Origin of the sequence: Aquipuribacter sp. SD81 (assembly GCF_037153975.1) — a bacterium.
Classification (GTDB): Bacteria; Actinomycetota; Actinomycetes; order Actinomycetales; family JBBAYJ01; genus Aquipuribacter.
The window spans coordinates 26,919-44,494 of record NZ_JBBAYJ010000007.1 but is presented as its reverse complement, the minus strand read 5'-3'; the positions used below and the strand labels follow the sequence as shown (position 1 = coordinate 44,494).

Annotated in this window: 17 protein-coding genes and 1 pseudogene; 3 read left to right on the top strand and 15 right to left on the bottom strand. The window is 77.0% G+C overall.

Features of this window, described 5'->3' with window-relative positions:
- Nucleotides 1-12 precede the first annotated feature (12 nt).
- Nucleotides 13-639: pseudogene (locus tag WAA21_RS05805) on the top strand (potassium channel family protein); the annotation flags it as partial.
- 223 nt (nucleotides 640-862) lie between these two features.
- On the opposite strand, the gene WAA21_RS05800 reads toward WAA21_RS05805, so the two are convergent.
- Together WAA21_RS05800 and WAA21_RS05795 are read right to left on the bottom strand one after the other, a co-directional pair.
- A complete protein-coding gene (locus WAA21_RS05800; RefSeq protein ID WP_336921825.1) occupies nucleotides 863-1,933 on the bottom strand; it encodes a DMT family transporter in 1,071 nt (356 codons plus the stop codon).
- Nucleotides 1,934-2,093: 160 nt separating this feature from the next.
- Nucleotides 2,094-2,915: a DUF5995 family protein gene (locus WAA21_RS05795; RefSeq protein ID WP_336921824.1), complete on the bottom strand. Its 822-nt coding sequence runs from the start codon at nucleotides 2,913-2,915 to the stop codon at nucleotides 2,094-2,096.
- 18 nt (nucleotides 2,916-2,933) lie between these two features.
- Here WAA21_RS05795 and WAA21_RS05790 point away from each other — a divergent pair, with 18 nt between their 5' ends.
- Nucleotides 2,934-3,788 carry an NAD-dependent protein deacetylase gene (locus WAA21_RS05790; RefSeq protein ID WP_336921823.1) on the top strand — a complete coding sequence of 285 codons (855 nt, stop codon included), beginning with the start codon at nucleotides 2,934-2,936 and terminating at the stop codon, nucleotides 3,786-3,788.
- Nucleotides 3,789-3,810: 22 nt separating this feature from the next.
- On the opposite strand, the gene WAA21_RS05785 is transcribed toward WAA21_RS05790, so the two are convergent.
- The 11 genes from WAA21_RS05785 to WAA21_RS05735 form a co-directional block, all read right to left on the bottom strand.
- Nucleotides 3,811-7,110: a LysM peptidoglycan-binding domain-containing protein gene (locus tag WAA21_RS05785; RefSeq protein WP_336921822.1), complete on the bottom strand. Its 3,300-nt coding sequence runs from the start codon at nucleotides 7,108-7,110 to the stop codon at nucleotides 3,811-3,813.
- 55 nt (nucleotides 7,111-7,165) lie between these two features.
- A complete protein-coding gene (locus WAA21_RS05780; protein WP_336921821.1) occupies nucleotides 7,166-7,597 on the bottom strand; it encodes a pilus assembly protein TadG-related protein in 432 nt (143 codons plus the stop codon).
- A gap of 5 nt (nucleotides 7,598-7,602) precedes the next feature.
- Nucleotides 7,603-8,055 (bottom strand): pilus assembly protein, encoded by a 453-nt coding sequence (locus WAA21_RS05775; protein ID WP_336921820.1) that lies wholly within the window; start codon nucleotides 8,053-8,055, stop codon nucleotides 7,603-7,605.
- A complete protein-coding gene (locus WAA21_RS05770; protein ID WP_336921819.1) occupies nucleotides 8,052-8,465 on the bottom strand; it encodes a TadE family protein in 414 nt (137 codons plus the stop codon). Before WAA21_RS05770 ends, WAA21_RS05775 begins: the two co-directional genes overlap by 4 nt.
- A complete protein-coding gene (locus WAA21_RS05765; RefSeq protein ID WP_336921817.1) occupies nucleotides 8,462-8,707 on the bottom strand; it encodes a hypothetical protein in 246 nt (81 codons plus the stop codon). The genes WAA21_RS05770 and WAA21_RS05765 overlap by 4 nt, the downstream gene beginning before the upstream one ends.
- A gap of 117 nt (nucleotides 8,708-8,824) precedes the next feature.
- Nucleotides 8,825-9,718 (bottom strand): type II secretion system F family protein, encoded by an 894-nt coding sequence (locus WAA21_RS05760; RefSeq protein ID WP_336921816.1) that lies wholly within the window; start codon nucleotides 9,716-9,718, stop codon nucleotides 8,825-8,827.
- 1 nt (nucleotide 9,719) lies between these two features.
- Nucleotides 9,720-10,760, bottom strand: coding sequence for a type II secretion system F family protein (locus WAA21_RS05755; protein ID WP_336921815.1), 1,041 nt, complete (start codon nucleotides 10,758-10,760; stop codon nucleotides 9,720-9,722).
- Complete coding sequence (locus tag WAA21_RS05750) at nucleotides 10,757-12,589, bottom strand: CpaF family protein (RefSeq protein WP_336921814.1); 1,833 nt, start codon at nucleotides 12,587-12,589, stop codon at nucleotides 10,757-10,759. Before WAA21_RS05750 ends, WAA21_RS05755 begins: the two co-directional genes overlap by 4 nt.
- Before the next feature lie 4 nt (nucleotides 12,590-12,593).
- Nucleotides 12,594-13,478 carry a hypothetical protein gene (locus WAA21_RS05745; RefSeq protein ID WP_336921813.1) on the bottom strand — a complete coding sequence of 295 codons (885 nt, stop codon included), beginning with the start codon at nucleotides 13,476-13,478 and terminating at the stop codon, nucleotides 12,594-12,596.
- Nucleotides 13,478-14,104, bottom strand: coding sequence for an SAF domain-containing protein (locus WAA21_RS05740; RefSeq protein WP_336921812.1), 627 nt, complete (start codon nucleotides 14,102-14,104; stop codon nucleotides 13,478-13,480). The genes WAA21_RS05745 and WAA21_RS05740 overlap by 1 nt, the downstream gene beginning before the upstream one ends.
- Before the next feature lie 289 nt (nucleotides 14,105-14,393).
- Nucleotides 14,394-15,206: a hypothetical protein gene (locus WAA21_RS05735; RefSeq protein WP_336921811.1), complete on the bottom strand. Its 813-nt coding sequence runs from the start codon at nucleotides 15,204-15,206 to the stop codon at nucleotides 14,394-14,396.
- A 306-nt stretch (nucleotides 15,207-15,512) separates the two neighbouring features.
- Between WAA21_RS05735 and WAA21_RS05730 the strand changes: the two genes are divergently transcribed.
- The gene (locus tag WAA21_RS05730) at nucleotides 15,513-15,809 is read left to right on the top strand and encodes a WXG100 family type VII secretion target (protein ID WP_336921810.1); all 297 of its coding nucleotides are present in this window, start codon (nucleotides 15,513-15,515) and stop codon (nucleotides 15,807-15,809) included.
- A 46-nt stretch (nucleotides 15,810-15,855) separates the two neighbouring features.
- Here the strand turns inward: WAA21_RS05730 and WAA21_RS05725 are convergent, their stop codons facing one another.
- A complete protein-coding gene (locus WAA21_RS05725) occupies nucleotides 15,856-16,782 on the bottom strand; it encodes a hypothetical protein (protein WP_336921809.1) in 927 nt (308 codons plus the stop codon).
- Between the two features lie 50 nt (nucleotides 16,783-16,832).
- Nucleotides 16,833-17,501, bottom strand: coding sequence for a hypothetical protein (locus WAA21_RS05720; RefSeq protein ID WP_336921808.1), 669 nt, complete (start codon nucleotides 17,499-17,501; stop codon nucleotides 16,833-16,835).
- Nucleotides 17,502-17,576 lie beyond the last annotated feature (75 nt).

Here is a 17,576-nt window from a genome sequence, read left to right as displayed (position 1 = left end):
TCACGGTACGGGGTGCGGGGGCGTGCCCCGACGACACTCGTGGGCGTGGGACGAGCGGGAACCGGCGGCGCCGCCGACCGCGCGTGGCGGCGCCCCCTCCTGGTCGGGGCGTCGCTCGTCTTCCTCGCCGCCACCGCGGCCCAGGCCGTCCTCGACGACCCGCTCGTGGACCTCGTCGCGGTCGTGGCCCGCACGCTCGTGTGGCTGCTGTTCGCGGCGGGGTACGCGGTCCGCCTCGTCCGCAGCCGCGCGGCCCTGGCCTTCGCGCTCGCTCATCCCGTGCAGCTGCTCGTGCTGCTCGTGCCCGGCGTGCTGGCGGCGCTCGTGGCCGGAAGGGCGCTGCTGCGCGCGGCGGGGGTGGACGGGCGCCCGGGCGACGTCGTGCGACGGACGGTCGTCGACCTCGTCCTGGTCGCGGGGACGCTCGTGCTGCTGCTGGCGGCCGCGGTCCTCGTCGCCGAGCGCGACGCGGAGGGCGCGCTCATCACCGGGTACGGCGACGCGCTGTGGTGGGCGGTGGTCACGGTGGCCACGGTCGGCTACGGCGACCTCGTGCCCGTCACCCCGCTGGGGCGCGCCTTCGCGGTGACGGGGATGCTGCTGGGCATCGGCGTTCTCGGCACGCTCACCGCGAGCGTCGCCGCGCACCTCACCCGGACGAGGCCGTCCGGCACGGGGGTGTGGGCCCGCGCGGCGGTCCCGGGCGACAGGCCCGCACCCGGCACCGAGCACGACACCGAGCACGGCGCCGAGCACGGCGCCGAGCACGGCGCCGAGCACGGCGCCGAGCCCGACCTCGCGGCGACCGGTCGGGGCCCGGGCGCGCCGGCGACCTCCGCTGCAGCGCTCGACGAGAGTGCGCTCAGGCCCGTGCTCGAGGAGCTCCGTGCCCTGCGGGAGGAGGTGGCGCGGCTGCGTCCGGCTGCCCTGCAGGCGGCTGCGCACCCCGGGACGGAGGCACCGCCGCCCCCGTCGCCACCGCCGTCGCCGGGACGGCCGGCGCCCGGGCGTCGCGCGGACCGCCGTCCGGACGACGACCCGGGAGACGCAGCAGGCCCTGGCCGACGGCCACCCCCAGGATGACGACGGCGCCGCCCGCGACCCCGGCGACCGTGAGCTCCTCCCCGAGCACGACGACACCGAGCACGACCCCGATGACCGGCGACAGGTACGTGACGGTCGACGCGAACGTCGCCCCGAGCCCCGCCGTCACGGCGGTGTTGAGGACGAAGGCGAGACCGGTCCCGAGCACACCGAGCGCGACCATCGCGAGGACGACCGTCCACGACAGGTCGACCGGGTCGCGCGACAGCACCGGGGCCGCGAGCAGGCACCAGCCGAGTCCGCACGTGACCTGCCCGAACGCGATGACGAGCGGCTGGACCCCGCGCGGGATGACGAAGCGGCGCACCCACACGAGCGCCACGCCGTAGCAGGCGGTCGCCCCCAGGCACGCCAGCTGCCCCAGCAGGCTGCCGCCGGCTCCGGCGGCGAGGTCGGGGAGGGTCACGACGACCACGCCGGCGAAGCCGACGAGCAGGCCGACGACCTTGCGGGTCGTGACCTTCTCCGCCGGCAGGAACGCGAGGACGAGGACGAGCGTCCACAGCGGCGTGGTGGCGTTGAGGACGGCGGCCAGGCCGCTGTCGATGCGGGTCTCCGCCCAGGCGAAGAGCGTGAAGGGCAGGAAGCAGAAGAACAGCCCGAGGACCGCCAGGTGCGCCCAGGTCGTGCGGTCGCGCGGCAGGCGGGTGCGGGTGACGAGCAGCCAGCCGCCGAGGAACAGCGACCCGAGCAGGACCCGGGCGAGTGCGACCTGCGCCGGCGACAGCCCCTCCAGCCCCCACTTGATGAACAGGAAGCTCGCGCCCCAGCAGGAGGCGGCGACGAACCACGCCAGCACGAGGGCGGGACGGGACGCGGTCGGGCTCACGGCGCGACGGTACGGCCGGGCACCGACGGCGCCCCTCCCGTTTCGTGCCGAGCCGGACCACTAGGACCGGGGTGGCCCGCGGGAGCCCGAACCCTGTCGTCGGACGGGTCGTCGGGCGGGTGGTCGGGCGGGTGGTCAGAGGGTCGTCGCGCAGGCGGCGCTACAGGCGGACCCCGAAGCCGCGGCGCGCCAGGTGCAGCAGCGGGTGCCGGGGTCCGACGAGGTCCGCCACGCGGTCCGTCGTGAGCCGCTCGAGGCGGTCGGTGGCAGCCCGGAGCGCGCCGGGCCCCTCGCGCCGGGCCCCGAGCAGCACCCCCGTGTTGCGCCACACCGCGTGCCGGCCGTGCCGGAGCACCTGCCGGGACGCCGCGCGGGACGCCGGCATGAGCGCGCGGTCGAGCGGGCCGGGCGCCGCGCCGGGCCCGGCAACACGGACCAGCCGCCGCGACTGCTCCGGCACGAGCGCGGCGATGACGGAGTCGAGCGCCTCGTGGTCGCGGTGCCGTGAGGCCATGAGCCGCTCGTCGCGGACGTCGGCGTCGCTCAGCACCGCGAGCAGCGACAACGGCATGTCGAGGTTGATGTGGGCGTTCATGCCGAGCAGGACGTGCAGGTACGGGTGCAGGTCGGCCGGTGCGGCGAACGCCTCGCGCCACGGCCCCGCCACGTGGTCGCCGCGTTCGCGCGCGGCGAGGGCCTCGAGGTAGGGCTCGGCGAAGGCGACGTCCCAGCGGGCGAGCCACGCCGGGTCCTCCACGCGGCCGGAGCCGGCGGCGGCGCCGACGGCGTGCGTGACGTCGCGGTAGGTCGTGAGGAAGTGCCGGGCCGGGTCGCCGAGCTGCTCGAGCCGCGACAGGGCGGTGTCCATCCGGGCGACGACACCGGCGATGGCCGGGTCCGTCGCGGCGAGGCCGTCGCCCCTGAGGGGTCCGGGTCGGGGTGTCGGGTCCTGCCCGGGCAGCGGTCGGAGGCGCACGGACACCGGCTTACCCTTGAGGCGATGGTCGTGCACCCGCTGCCTGTGGAGGCGGCCGCCGGCACGCTCGAGGAGGCCTACCGGCTCCTCGCGGGCGGTGGGGTCGTCGCGCTCACGGGAGCCGGGCTCAGCACGGACTCCGGCATCCCGGACTACCGCGGCCCCGGCTCGCCGCGCCGCACGCCCATGACGTACCAGCAGTTCACGCGCAGCGCCGACGCGAGACGCCGCTACTGGGCGCGCAGCCACGTCGGCTGGCTGCGCATGTCGACCGCGGCCCCGAACGACGGCCACCGGGCGCTCGCCGCGCTCGGCACGCGGGGGCTCGTCGACGCGGTCGTCACGCAGAACGTCGACGGGCTGCACGTCGCGGCGGGCTCCGACCCGGTCGTCGAGCTGCACGGGGCGCTGTCGCGGGTGGTCTGCCTGGACTGCGGCGTGCGCTCGGAGCGCCGCCGGCTTCACGAGCGGCTGAGCGCGCTCAACCCGGGCTGGGCCGAGCGGGACGACCTGCCCGAGGCCGACGTCGCGCCGGACGGCGACGTCGTCATCGACGACACGGACGGCTTCGTCGTCGCCGCGTGCGAGACCTGCGGCGGGGCGCTCAAGCCGGACGTCGTGTTCTTCGGCGAGAACGTGCCGGTCGGGCGGGTCGAGCGCTGCTACGGCCTCGTCGACGGCGCCCGGGCCCTGCTCGTGGCGGGGACGTCGTGCACCGTCTTCTCGGGGCGTCGGTTCGTCAAGCGGGCGGCGTCCCGCGGGATCCCCGTGGTCGTCGTCAACCGGGGTCCGACCAGGGCGGCAGAGCTCGCGACGGTGCACCTGGACGAGGGGTGCTCACCGGTGCTGACCGCCCTGTCGGCCCGTCTCGCGGCCTGAGGGAGCCCGGGGCCGGCCCCGGTCACAGGCCCACGGCGCGCGCCCGCTCCCGGCGACCGCGGCGCGTCCCGGCACCGGCGGTGACCTCGTCGAGCAGCCGCTCGGTCTCCGGCGCGAGGTCGACGCCGAGGTCGTCGGCGTAGGAGCGGAGGCGCTCGACGAGCTGCGCGACGACGGCGGGCCGGCCCGCGGCCTGCTCCGCGAGCAGCAGGTCCCGCCACAGCACCTCGGCCGCGGGGTCCACCCGCATGCCCGCGCGGGCGGCCCGGCGCGCGAGGTCCGCGTCACCGGCCTGCAACGAGCGTCTCGCCGCCTCGTGCGCCACGTCCACGACACCGGCGAGGACCTCCTCCCGCTGCTGCTCCGCCCACGCGTAGTGCCGCTCGACGACACCCGCGAACGGCTCGTCGACCAGCTCGAGCGCCGCAACGAGGACCGCGACCGGGGTGCGGGTGATGTCGTCGCCGAGCAGCCGCTGCCAGCGCTGCCAGTCGGTCGTGACCGCGGGGTGCACGCGGTACGTGCCGGAGTCGACCGCCCGCGGCAGGTACGGCCGGCCGCCGTCGTCCTCGCCGAGCCAGCGGCGGGTCCGTGAGGCGAGGGCGTGCACCGTCTGCTCCGTGAGCCGTCGCGCCGGGGAGAGGGCCTCGGCCACCTGGGAGCGCGTGCGCGGCGAGCCGGCGGTCGCGAGGTACGCGACGAGCGCGGTGGCGCGCGCCGTGTGGCTGGCGGGGGACGGCCCGCGAGCGTGGTGCACGCGCACCTGCCCCAGCAGCTGCACGACCGGGTCCTCGCCGCCGTACAGGTCCTCGGCCACCGGCAGTCGAGGCTCCGGCTCCGGGGGCGGGGTGGCGGCCTGCGCGGGACCCCCTCCCCCACCGACCAGCGCCACGGAGGACAGCGAGCGCCCCCACGCCGGCCCGGCCACCGCGGCGGGCCGCGTCTGCAGGCGGGTGAGCCGCTGCACGTCCGGCAGGGTCAGGCGCTGCGGACGAAGGACGACCCCTGCGGGCTCGAGCGTCGCCCACTCCTCCGCGCCGCCCTCGAGCCGCAGCTGCCAGCCGATGAGGGCCGCGAGGTCGTCGTCGCCGTGGTGCGACGCGGCGACCACGGTCGTCACCCCGCCGCGCGGCAGGTCGTCGAGCACCCTCGACAGCCGTTCGGCCTGGCGGGCCACGTCGGCGGGGTCGCCGAGCAGCACGACCTGCCCGTCCCACGCCTCGCGGGCTCGACCGCTCCGCCTCGCGTCCGCGACGCTGCCGACACCCGCGTCGGTGAGGACCCGGTCGACGTCGGCGCGGCGCGCCTCGAGCTCCACGAGCAGCCGGTCGACGTCCGGCACGTGGCGGAGGGCGCCGCCGGGTACGGCCGCGGCCAGCTCGGCCCCGAAGCCGACGAGGAGGACCTCGACGGTCTCCCGCGCCCGACCGACGGCGAGCTCGGCGGCGACCGCGGCCAGGACCGTCCGCGCCTCCCGCGCCTCGCCGACGACGGCGAGCCCGCCCAGCTGCTCGAGGTCGAGGAGCACGAGGCCGTCGTCGTCGTCCGTGCCGAGGCACACGAGCCCGGGCAGCGGCAGCGGCTCGTCGACCGGCCGGCGGACCGGTGCGGTGGCGCCCCCGAGCAGGTCGAGCCCGAGCTCCTCGACGAGTCGGCGCTGCGGCTCGTCGCCGGTCAGGGCGGCGAGCTCGACGTGCCACACGGTCCGGTCGTCGAGCGCCGTCCAAGGGGCGGGCAGGTCCGCGGGCTCCACCAGGTAGAGCTCGAGGTCGTCGGGTGTCAGGCGGGCGGCGCGGACCGGCGGGAGACCGCGGCCGGAGGCGGCGAGCCTGCGCCGGAGGTCGGCGAGTGCACCGTCGAGGTGCGCACCCCCGCTGGACGCGGCGACGGCCCGCAGCTGCTCCTCGAGGCGGCTGTCCTCCGGCTCCGGCGGCGTGAGCCGCTGACCCGGACGCCGTTCCTCGCGGGCGTCGCGCCGGCGCGCGGCCAGCAGGCCCACGGCCGCCGCCGCGAGCAGACCCCCGATGCCGGCCGGTGTCCGCACGTCGACCGCGTCGGCTGCGGCGTCTCCGGCGTCGTCGGCGCCCGCCGCGTCGGTGTCCTCGGTGGCCGTGTCCTCGGCGGTGCCCGCGCCGTCCGTCCCGCCCGCGGCGTCCGCGCGGCCCGCGTCCGCGAGCGCGCCCCACGACCCGGCGCCGGGGTAGCCGGGGTCCGTGGACGGACCGCCCACCTGGTCGCCACCCCCGTCCGCACCCACGGCCGGGTCGGGACCCGCCCCCGGGTCGGCGCCATCCGTGCCGGTGCCCGCGCCGGACGCGTCGGACGCTTCGGCGGGTGCGTCGGCGGATGGACCGGGGGCGACCGGTTCTCCGGCCCCCGGGACCGTGACCGTCCAGCCCGGGTAGATGAGGTCCGGGTCCTCCAGGCGCTCGCCGCCCGGCTGCACCGTCGCCTCGGTGGCCTCGGCGACCTCGGGCCAGCGGTCCGCGTCGCCCAGGTGCTCCGCGGCGATCGCGGAGAGGGTGTCGCCGCGCTCCACGACGTGCTCGAGGTCGCCGCGCGCGGTCCCCGCCCCCTGGTCGGCGTCCTGGGTGACGGCGCCCGCCCCGGGCACGGTCAGCTGCCAGCCGGGGCTGATCTGCCCGTCCGCGCCGAGGGCTCCACCGTCGGGCTGGGGCGCTCCCAGGTTCGCCGCGGCGATCTGCCGCCACTGGGTGCCGTCGCCGAGGTGCGTCTCGGCGAGCGACCACAGGCTGTCCCCCTGCTGCACGACGACGAGCGCCGACGCGGGCGCCGGCGCGTCCGGCTCCGCCGCGGCCCGCTCCCCGTCGTCGGGCACCGCCGACACCGCCCCGACCGGTCGCTGCTCCGTCGTCGAGGTGACCGACGAGCCCGTCCCGTCGACGTCGACGGTCGCCGCGGCGGTCGCGGCGGGCCGCGCGTCGTCCAGGGTGAGCGCGGTCGCCGGGGCCGCGGCGCCCGCACCGACCAGCAGGGCGACCACGGCACCCACGAGCAGGGACGCCGCCCGCTGCTGCAGACCCAGGCCGGGGACCCTCGGCGACGGCAGCCCCCGCGCGTGCGCGGGGACCTCGACGACCACGGCCAGCGCGAAGGACGCCCACGCCAGCCAGCCCAGGACCGTGAGCGCCGCGAGGAGCAGGCTCCCGTCGTCCGGGCGCAGCAGCAGGTCGAGGGCGTCCTGCGGGGAGGCGTTGCCGGTCAGCGGACCGAGCTGGCCCAGCTGCCACAGCGCGTAGGGGATGCCTGCGAGGAGCACGACCAGCACGAGCAGGGCACCGAGACCCCGGACCACCCTCATGCCTGCTGTCCCTCCTCCTCGTGGACGGACCGGCCCGCCGGTCCGCGGCTCCTGCTCAGGTGACGCCCTGCGCGAGGCGCGCGGTCGCGGTGCCCGTGACCGTGCGCGTGCCACCGAGGAAGACAGGGTCGTGGACGACCCTGGCCGTGACAGTGACGGCGGCGACGATGCCGGCCGGGGTCGGGACCGACGTCGTCCGGACCGAGCCCTCGACCCCGGCCGCGGCCAGGTGGGCGCGAGCCGCAGCGGCGGCGCGTGCGGTGTCGAGCACCCCGGGGTCACCCTGGACGGCCCGGGCGGCGTCGAGCTCCTGCCCCGCGGCGCGGGCGGCCTCCGCGGCGACGGTGTCCGCCCGCTGCAGCGCCTGGACGCGACCGGCGCCGTCGGTGACCAGCCCCGCCGCGAGCAGCAGCGCGACCATGAGGACGACGACGAACAGCGTGGTCGACCCGCGGTCGCCGCCGACCCGTCGGCACCGTCGCTGCACGGGCGTCACCCGCGGACCCGGTACGTGTCGAGCGGGGACACGGCGGTGGCGTCGAGCCGGGTCGTGCCCGGCACCCCCGGCAGGCTCAGGTCCGACAGCCGCACCGCGCAGGTGACCGTCGCGCGGACCTGGGCCGGTGTGCCCACAGGTCGGGCGAAGCCGCTGGTGTCCACGTCGACCTGGACCGACGCGCAGTCCAGGCCCTGGCCGTCCAGGTTGCCGCGCGCGGCCTGCTGCCCGGAGGCGGACGCCTGCCCCGCCGAGCGCTCGAGCGAGGCCTGCCGGGCCGCGGCCGCCGCGGCGGCCTCGACGGCCGTACCGGCCAGGGCCACCCGGCCCGCCACGGCGAGCAGACCGACGAGCAGGAGCAGACCGGGCACCACGACGACGAACTCCAGCGTGGTGGTCCCCCGGTCACCGCGCCGCCGCAGGGAGAACAGCCGCCACCGGACGCTCACGAGGTCGTCACCCGCTCCACGGGGCCGGTCGCGGTCTGGCGCACCGGCGGACCGGGCAGCCCCGGCAGCAGGGACGGCGCCCGCCCGCTCACGGTCACGCTGGCCTCGGTGGCGCTCCGGGCGGCCTGCACCTGCACCCCCGCGAGGACCTCCCCCCCGCCGGCGCGCTCGACGAAGTCGCTCGCGGCCGCCCTGCCCGCCGCGCTCGTGCCCTGCTCGGTGCGCGTCACCGCCACCCCGCTGCCGGCCGCGGCGAGCGCCACGGTGCGCGCGTGGTACCAGAAGACGCCCTGCAGGATGCCGAAGACGAGCAGCAGCATGACGGGGAACAGCACGACGAGCTCGAGCGTCGTCGCGCCGCGGTCCGCCTCGCCGCCCCCGCTGAGGCGGCGGTCCCGCCGGATGCTCACCCCGCAGGCGTGATCCGGTCCAAACGCGACTGCACCGCCGTCGTGATCGCCGCCACCGCGATGCCCGCGATGAGGAAGAGCCCCAGGGCGATCACGACCCACTCGATCGTGGTGAAGCCCGCGTCGCGCGCCCGTCGCTGCGTGGCCCGGCGCTCGAGCAGCGACCCGGTCAGCACGCCGACCGTGAGCAGCACGACGGCGACCCGCACGCGGGTCCCGAGGCTGGTGGCCAGTGCGGTCATGGTGGTCCTCCATCTCCGGCCGCGCGGCCGGTGCCGTTCCCGCGTCCCCGGGGTCGGGGTCGCGGACGTGCTGCCCCCGACCGCGGCCGCGGTCGGGGTGGTCGTGGGGGCGGCGGCTCACAGGATCTCCAGTGCCGCGGGGGTGAAGAGCAGGAGCGAGAAGACGAGGCCGAGCGCCGCGACGGGCACCCCCAGGCTCTGCGTGGTGGCGTTCGCACGGCTCTGCTCGGCGGCGAGCAGCTCCGTACGCAGGCCACGCCCACGCGCCCGGAGCGCCTCGTACACCGAGCCGCCGTCCTCGCCGGCCAGGCGCACGATGTCGGCCGTCTCCTCCAGGGCGGGCACGCCGAGCTCCTCGGAGAGCTCCGCGAGGCTCGTCCACGGGGCGGTGCCGGCCAGCTGCGCCCGCATGAGCTCCTGCCGGATGCGCACGAACGGCCAGGACTCCGCCACGGAGGAGGCGCGGGCGAGGGCCTGGGTGGGCCCGCTGCCGGCACGCCGTTCGAGCGCGACGAGCTCGAGGTAGGCGCCGACGGCGCGGGCGAACTCCTCGCGGGCCCGCGCCGCCTTGGTCCGGACCCCGGCGTCGGGCAGGAGGAAGAACACGAGACCGAGCACCAGCGAGGCGCCCGCGGGGACGAGGAGCGGCACGCCGAGGCCGAGCCAGCGGAAGATGATGGTCGCCACGGGAGGGAAGGCGAGGCCGATGAGCGCGAGCAGCGCCTTCTCGCCGAGGAACTCGCTCGGCTGCACGCGGAGGATGGCGAGCTCGCGGGTGGGGACGGTGACGAACGGGAGGCGGCCGCTGCGCCGCGCGAGGCCCTCGCCGACGCGCGACTGCAGCGAGCGGCGGCCCTCGGTCGGCACCACGCGCACCCGCTGCGTGCGCAGCCGGTCGAGCGCGTCGTCGAGGCGGGGACTCGCCGGGACGAGCTCGCGGACGACGAGGAACAGGCCGAGGCCGACGACGGCCCCGACGAGGAGGGCGAGCTGCAGGCTCAGCGGCGGCACGTTACACCCCCCGCCCGAGTCCGGACGGGCCGCCCCCGGCGCCGGTGACCGCGCCACGCGCGCTCGGCACCGGAGCGCGGCCGTCGGCCCACTGGGGGGACCACGCACGCTCGGCCGCGGCGGTCCGGGGGCCACCGGGCCCGACCGGGAGCCGCTCGGGCGCCGTGGGCCCGGTCGCGGTGAGGAAGCGCGGGGTGGGTGTGCCGGCCGTGACGGCGCGCATCCACACGAGGCAGCCGACGAAGAGCCCGAGCAGCACGACGAGGATGAGCTGGCCGATGCCGGCCATGAACGGGCCGAAGTAGCCGGAGACGAAGCCGATGGCGACGCCGGTGAGGCTGACCGCCGTCACGATGCGGGCGGTCGTCCTCGGCTTGGCCCGGTCCGCCTCGATCGCGCGGCGGATGCGCACCTCCTCCGCGACGCTCGCGGCGAGGTCGTCGAGCACCGCGGCCAGCCCGTCGCCCCGGCGCTGGGCGCCGAGGACGAGCGTCGCCGCGACGAGGTCGGCGGTCGCGTCGTCGAAGTCGTCGGCGAACTGCCGCACCGCCCGGTCGGTCGGCCAGCGGGCGTTGATGCGGGCGGCGAGCAGGTTGACGTCGTCGCGGATCGCGGCCGGGGCCGAGGCCGCGCTGGCGATGAGGGCGCTCTCGATACCGGCCCCGACGACCAGCACACCCGACAGGCTGCGGGTCCACTGCTCGAGCGCGTTGAGCCGGTTCACGTCGACCGCGGACCGAGGCGCGCTGAGCAGCGTCGGCAGCCCGAAGATCGCCAGCGGCGCGAGGACGACCGCGAGGACGAAGCCCGTCACCAGCCACACCACGACACCCACCGCCACACCGCCGCCCAGCAGGAGGCGGCGGCGCCGCCGCTGCCGCGGCGGGAGGTGCCGCCCGAGCAGGCGGTCGACCGGCGAGGGCCGCCGGCGCGTCTCGTCCACGCGCACGCGTGGCGGCGGCGCGGGCAGGGCACCGAGCACGGCGAGCAGGACGCCCAGCGCCGCCAGGCCGGCGAGCAGACCGAGGAGGAGTGCGGTCATCGGTAGGCCACTCCCCCGAGCCCTGCCTCGTCGTCCCACGCGGTGTCGAGCAGCGAGCCGTCGAAGCCGACGGCCTCGAGGTCCGCGAGACCCGACGGGGGTACCCGGGGCACGGCCCGGCGGTCGCTGCCCGGACCGAAGACGAGGGTCGTGGCGGGCCGCCCGCCCTCGCCGCGGGTGACCTCCATGACCTCGTCGACGACGCGGGCGCGCGTGCCGTCGTGGTCGCGGACCGAGGCCATGTGGACGACGTAGTCGATCTGCTGGGCGACGAGCCGGTCGGCGTAGGACTCGGTGCCGCCCGCGCTGTGCACCGCCAGGGTGAGCCGCTCGATGGTGTCGGCGGCGTTCTTCGCGTGGACCGTCGACAGGGACCCCGCGCCCGCCTGCATCGCCTTGAACATGGCGGCTGCCTCGGGCCCGCGGACCTCCCCGACGATGATCCGGGAGACGTTGAGGCGCAGGACGTCGACGAAGAGGTCCTCGACCGTGATCTCCCCGAGCGGTCGCCCGTCGGGACCGCGCTCACCGGACCCGGGCCGGCCCTCGAGGGCGACGACACGCTCGTAGCCGGGCATCTCGTGGAGGAAGAGCTCGTACTCCGTCTCGAGGGTCGCGATCGCCTCGGCGGGGTCGATGGTCCGGGCCAGGGCGCGCAGCATCGTGGTCTTCCCGGCGCCCATGTCCCCGCTCACCACGACGGACTTGCGCGCGCGCACCGCGGCGGACAGGAACGAGGCCAGTCGCTCGTCGACGGTGCGCAGGGCGACGAGGTCGTCGAGCGTCACGTCGGTGAGGCGGTGCATGCGGATGCGGACGACGGGGCGCGGCGTCACCCAGCCGATGGCGGCCAGCCGGGCACGGGAGCCGGGCAGGTTGAGGTGCAGGCGCGGGTGCGCGGAGGAGAACGGCCGGTCGTTGCTCTCGCTCGCGCGGCTCGCGAGGAACTGCAGGTAGTCGACGAGCTCGGCGTCGCTGTCGGCGACCGCGGGCACCTTCTCCAGCACACCGCCCACGCGCTCCACGACGACGCGGTCGTGGCCGGTGATCTCGATGTTCTCGATGCCGGGGTCGTCGACCAGCGGCTGCAGACGACCGAGTCCGAACAACGCGTCGTCGAGGGCCTTGGCCAGGGCGCGCCGCTGCTCGGGCGTGCTCGCACGACGACCGTCGAAGGTGGCCGCCCGGTCCCGCTCGGTGAGCAGCTCCTCCACCACGGCGCGGCCGAGGGCGCGGCGGTCCTCCGCGCCCAGTCCGCTCTCGGCGCGAAGCCGCGCGGCGAGGCGCGTCGAGGCCTGCTCGCGGAGCTCACGGACCACGTCCCAGCCGGGGGCGTCGTCGGCACCGGTCGGGGCCGACGGCACGTCCGGCGCCGGCGATGCCACGTCCGTCGCGGAGGGGGACGTCGCCCGGCGCCCCTCGCTCGCGAGGTCGGCCTCGACCGTGACGGGGACACGCTCCGCCCCTGTCGCGGCGAGCCCGCCGGCCTGGCCGACGAGCCGTGTGTCCTGCTCGACGACCTCGTCGTCGACCGCGGCAGGTACCCAGCCGTGCGGCTGGGCCCGTCGGGCGCCGCGTGCACCCTCGGCCGTGGCACCCGGGCGGGACGGGCCGGCGAGCCCGCGGAGGAACCCGCCCTGCCGCTGCCGTCGGCGCGGCCCGAACGGGTCCGCGTCGGCGCGCGTCGTCGGGGGCACGGACCGGGTCGCCTGCTCCTCGCGCCGCGACCGCTCGCGCTGCTCGTAGGGGTCGACCGCCTCGCGCTCGGGCTGCCCGCGTCCGTGGTCGTGCAGGTCATCGAAGAGCGGCAGGTCCGGGATGGACGTCACCGCGTCACGCTCGGCCACGTCGCCTCCCGGCGGTCTCGACGGGGACGGGGCCGCCCGGGTCGGCGGAGGCGTCGAGGAGCGCCATGTCCGCCGACGACGGTGCCGCCTCGGCGTCCCCGCCGTGGGCGGTGGGGTTGAGGAAGGTGCGCCGCGCCCGGACGAAGCGCTCGACCCCGCCTGCCGTGGCGACCAGCGAGCGGCCGAGCGGGGTCTGGGCGAGGCGGTCGAGCGGCCCGCCGTCGCTGAGGTTGCGGGCGTGCTTGGACCGCGGCAGGTGCCCGACGAGGGGCAAGCCGAGGGCGGAGGCGATCTCGCGCGGCGGGTACGGGCCGCCGGTGTCGACGACCAGCAGACCGACGTTCTGCGCCTGGTCGGGCACCCGGTCGCTGAGCAGCCGGCGGGTCGCCGGTCGTGCGGCGGCGATGTCCGGCAGCCGGGTCCCGCAGACCAGCAGCACCAGGTCGCTGGCGTCCCACACTGGTCGCGGTGCGCCTTCCGCGCCGAGCCGACCCGTGTCGACGAGGAGGTCCGTGCCGGCCTGCTCCAGCTGGCTGGCGAGCGAGGCCAGCGCGGGCCACATGGGCACCAGCGTGCCGACCTGCTCGGGGCTGGGGATGCCGGGCACGACCACCACGTCCGGGTCCCGGGCGACGACCGACTCCTCCCACAGGTCGCTGGCCGTGATGGCCCGCTGCGTGAAGGTGAACGCGAGGTTGATCAGACCTCGGTCGTGCCGCACGCTGCCCTGCAGCCAGCCCGCCAGCAGGCTGCTGGACCCGGCGACGTCCGCCTCGACGAGGACCGCCGGGCGCGGCCACAGCAGCGCGAGCCCGAGGGACGCCGTGGTGACACCGGGCGAGCCCTTCGCCGACACGAGGCTGACGAGCATCAGCCCTCCTGGTCCAGCGACACCGACGCCTCCAGGACGACCGCGATACGTCCCGTCGCCCCCCTCGCGCCGAGGCTCCGCGCGTCGTCGACGGGGGCGACGACGTCGACGACGGCGATGGTCGGGTCGTCGGGGTCCGTCACGACCCGCAGCACGGTCGCGGGGATGGCGTCGGGCACGCCGGTCGGCGGCTCACCGCCCGCCTGCGGGGTGTCCACGACGAGGATGCGGTCGCCGGCCTGCAGCCCGCCGGCGGGCATCTGCGTCCGCGTCAGGGGCAGGCCGACGACGGCGGCGCCGTCGCCCGGCACGGGCGGACCGTCGAGGACGGCCTCGGGGCTCAGCAGCTGGCCGGCGAGGAGGGGGACACGGGCGACGGCGCCGACCACGGCGTCGAGCTCGCCCGCGGGCACGACGGCGAGGTCCGGGCCGACCGTGGCGTCGGTGACGGCCAGGTCCTCCGCGCCGATGGTCTGGCCGGCGTCGACCGGGGCCACGACGAGGACCACCCGCTGGGTGTCGCTGAACACGGTGAACAGCGACACGGCCCCGAGGGCCGAGACGACGACCAGGGCGATGCCGAGGGCGAGCAGACCCGGGCGGCGACGGGTGCGCGGCGCGCTCACCGGGCGGGTCCGGGGTGCCTGCGGCGTGGCCGGGCGGGCACCGGCACGTGGTGCTGTCTGCGTGGTCATCGGTCCCCTGAGGTCGACGGTCGGCACGGGCCGCTCACAGGACGGCCCGGGCGACGCTGTCGGCTGACGCTCCCCGCGGCGCCCAGCCGGAGCCGGTGCACCTGGCGCCTCCCCAGGACGTACCGGCGGATGCTACCCCGGTTCCGACAGGCCGCTGACCTGCGACGCAACCCTGTCCGGCAGGTGGGCGACACCTGCTCAGCGCGGTGCGACGGACCGCTCACGCAGCGCTCACCGCATGCGGTTCGGCGAGTGCGTCGACCAGCCGCCGCCTCGCCCTGCTCACCCGCTGACGCAGTGCCGGCGCGGCGACGCCCGTGTCCCGCGCCAGCCGCTCGATGCCGCCGGAGGCCGCCGGGCTGTGGACCTCCCACAGCAGCCGCGCCTCCTCGGTGCCGATGGCCCCGCGCCTGGTCCCCTGCACGAGGACGTCGAGGAGCGCGAGGTCGGCGCGGGTCTCGCCCGGCGAGTCCGCGGCGGCCGACACGAGGGCGTCGCGCGTGCGGACCGGCCACTGCGCCGCCAGGGCCTGCTCCACCTCGGCGACGCCGCCGACGGCGTGCTCCTCGCCGCGCCGGCCCGCGGCCCTCGTCAGGCGCGACAGCAGGTCGAGGGCGAGGCGGTCCGCGACGCGGGCGCCGGTGGTGAGCGGGACCGTGCCGAGCAGGTCGAGCAGCTCCGTGACCGCCCGGGCCTCCGACTCCTCGCGGTCACCCCCGGCGTGGTGACACGTGCGCCGGGCGAGACCGAGCGCCACCCCGAGCAGCAGCTGCAGCAGGGCGCGCCCGGCGAGCGGGTCACCGCCGCGGTGCAGCCGCAGGAGCGCCCGCAGCACCTCGTCGTTGTCGCGGGCGGAGGCGGCCGCCTCCAGGGCCGCGACCCCGGGCAGGGCGAGCGCCACCTCGGTGCGGGACCACCGTGGCAGTGCCGCCTCGACCTGGTCGGCCACGCCGGAGCCCCACTCGCTGTTGAGCCGACCCGCGAGGCCGGCGGTGCGGCGGGGCGCTCGGGCGTGGGTCGCGGCTGCGGGCATGGGGTCCTCCTCGTGACGGTCGGCGGTCGGCCGCCGGAGGTCAGGACGGTGCCCGGGCACCCTTGCCCGATTGCTTGCCCGGCCGCGGCCCCTGCAGGTCTCCAACTACTCTCGACGTGATCTGCATCACAATCGAACGCCGTCGGTCACGACCGGGGCGGGGGCCGCACCTGTCGCGCTCGACCCGGGACGCACCCGCCCGGGCGTCGTCGACACCCTTCCGGCGGCTGCATAGGGTGCGCGCGGGGGTGCTCGCCCCTGTCAACGGAGCGCCACCGCGGTGGCCGAGCACGAGGGGAACCACCCATGGCGAACATGAACGTCACCTACGCCGACATGCGCGACGCGGCGACGCGGCTGCGCAACGGCCAGGCCGACCTGGAGGCCAAGCTGCAGGAGCTGCGCGGGCTCGTCGAGGGCCTCGTGGCCGGCGGCTACGTGACCGACCGCTCGTCGAAGGCCTTCGACGCCAGCCACCACGAGTTCAACACCGGCGCCCTGCAGGTCGTCGGCGGCATCGAGGGCATGTCGGCCTTCCTCGAGGCCGCGTCGCAGACGCTGGAGGACGCCGACGCCCAGCTCGCCCAGCAGATCGGCGGCTGAACCGGGACACCCCGCAGGCACCGGTCGGTCATCGCCCGCGGCAGGCTCAGCCGCCGCGGGTGATGACGACCTGGGACTCGCCGATGCGGACCTGGTCGCTGCTGCTCAGGTCGAAGGTCACCTGACCGGACTGGCCACCGCCGACCCAGTCGACGACCCAGTACGAGGTCGCGGTCACCGTGAAGGCGTCGGACGGCCGGCCGGCGCTCGTGGTCGTGTACCGGTGGCCGCAGTCCGGGCTCGGCGCGGCACCCCGGGCCGGGTCGTAGGGGGTGCCCGGTCCGGTGCACGTCACGCTCGTGCCGTCGCCCATCGACCACACGACGCGGTCCAGCCGCGCCGTGGCGGTGACGGTCACGGCGCCCGCGCTGGCGGTGGCGCTCGTCGGCCCGACGGTGCTGGCGCCGGGCGCCTCCGCCCACATGTGCACCGGCAGGCCGACGAGACCGAGGCTGTCCGGGTCCTCGGACAGCGTGTGCGGCGCCATGCCGATCTCGACCGCCTCGACCTGCAGCCGGGCGATCGCCTGCTCCGCCACCACCCGTGGGTCGACCGGCGGTGGACCGTCGGCCCAGATGTACGTGATGCGCATCGGGATCACCCAGTCCGGGGCGAGGCACTCGTAGGGCCGCTGGCCGCCCGCGGTCCGCTCGTCGAACTCCGCCTGGGTCAGCTCGGGCGTGAAGGCCCCGCCCACGACGGTGTCGAGAGCGGCACCCACGTAGCACTGCCCGCCGGCCGACCACGTGCGGCCCTCGGCGTCGACGCACGGCACCTGCTGCAGGCCGTACCGGCACACCTGCGGCTGGGGGACCCCGCCGCCGGACCCGCCACCGGGTGCGCCGGGCTGCTCGACCTCGTCCTCGACCTCGATGACGCACAGCCCCAGCTGCGCCTGCTCCACCGTGCACGTCGGCGCGGTGCCGGACGCCGCGGCGGGCAGCGCCGTGGCTGCGCCCGCGAGAGCCAGCACGCCGGCGACGACGATAGCCGCGGTGCGACGGGCCGCCGACCCTGCCCACATCAGTCCTCGGGACACGACCGCTCCACCTCCGGCGCCTCGGCGAGTCCCGACGAGGCGTACCAGCCCTCACCGGCGGGCCCGTCGTCCAGGTGGACGAAGCGGAAGCCCGCCACCGTGTGGTCGGCGATGTCGGAGACGCCCTCGAGGACCTCGCCGGCCTCGTCCACCGCCTCGATCGCGCTGTTGTCCTGGCAGATGGCGACCACGGCTGTCCCCGTCACGCCCTCCACGCCGTCGACGGGTGACGTGACCGGGTCCGTGCTCAGCTCGGTGACCTCGACCCACTCCACGCCCGTGCCCCCGACGAAGCCGTAGGCCCGCTCGTCCACGAGGGGCAGCGTCTCGCCCGAGCGTCCGAGGTTGCGCCGCAGGTCCCCGACGCTCACCTCGTCGAGCACGGCGGGGTCCTGCCGGGCGGGACGCTCGAGGAACCCGTCACGGACGACCACGAGGCGCTCGGCACGCTCGCGCAGCTCCTGCTCGTCGTCGTCGGCGGTGTCCGTCCCCGACGTCGACCCGGCCGACGGATCGGCCGCATCGACCGGCACCGGCGCCGAGTCGACCGCCCGGTCCGCGGTCGGGGCCGCGGCGACCTCGCCGTCGCCGCCGCACGCCGTCAGCAGCAGCAACGGCGCGAGGGCGAGCAGCGCCGGGTGGCGTGGCAGCACAGGCGTCCCCTCGTCCGCTGGGTGTCCGGCGCCGGGTGTCCGGTCGGAGCGGATCGTACCGGCCGGGTGGGAGGT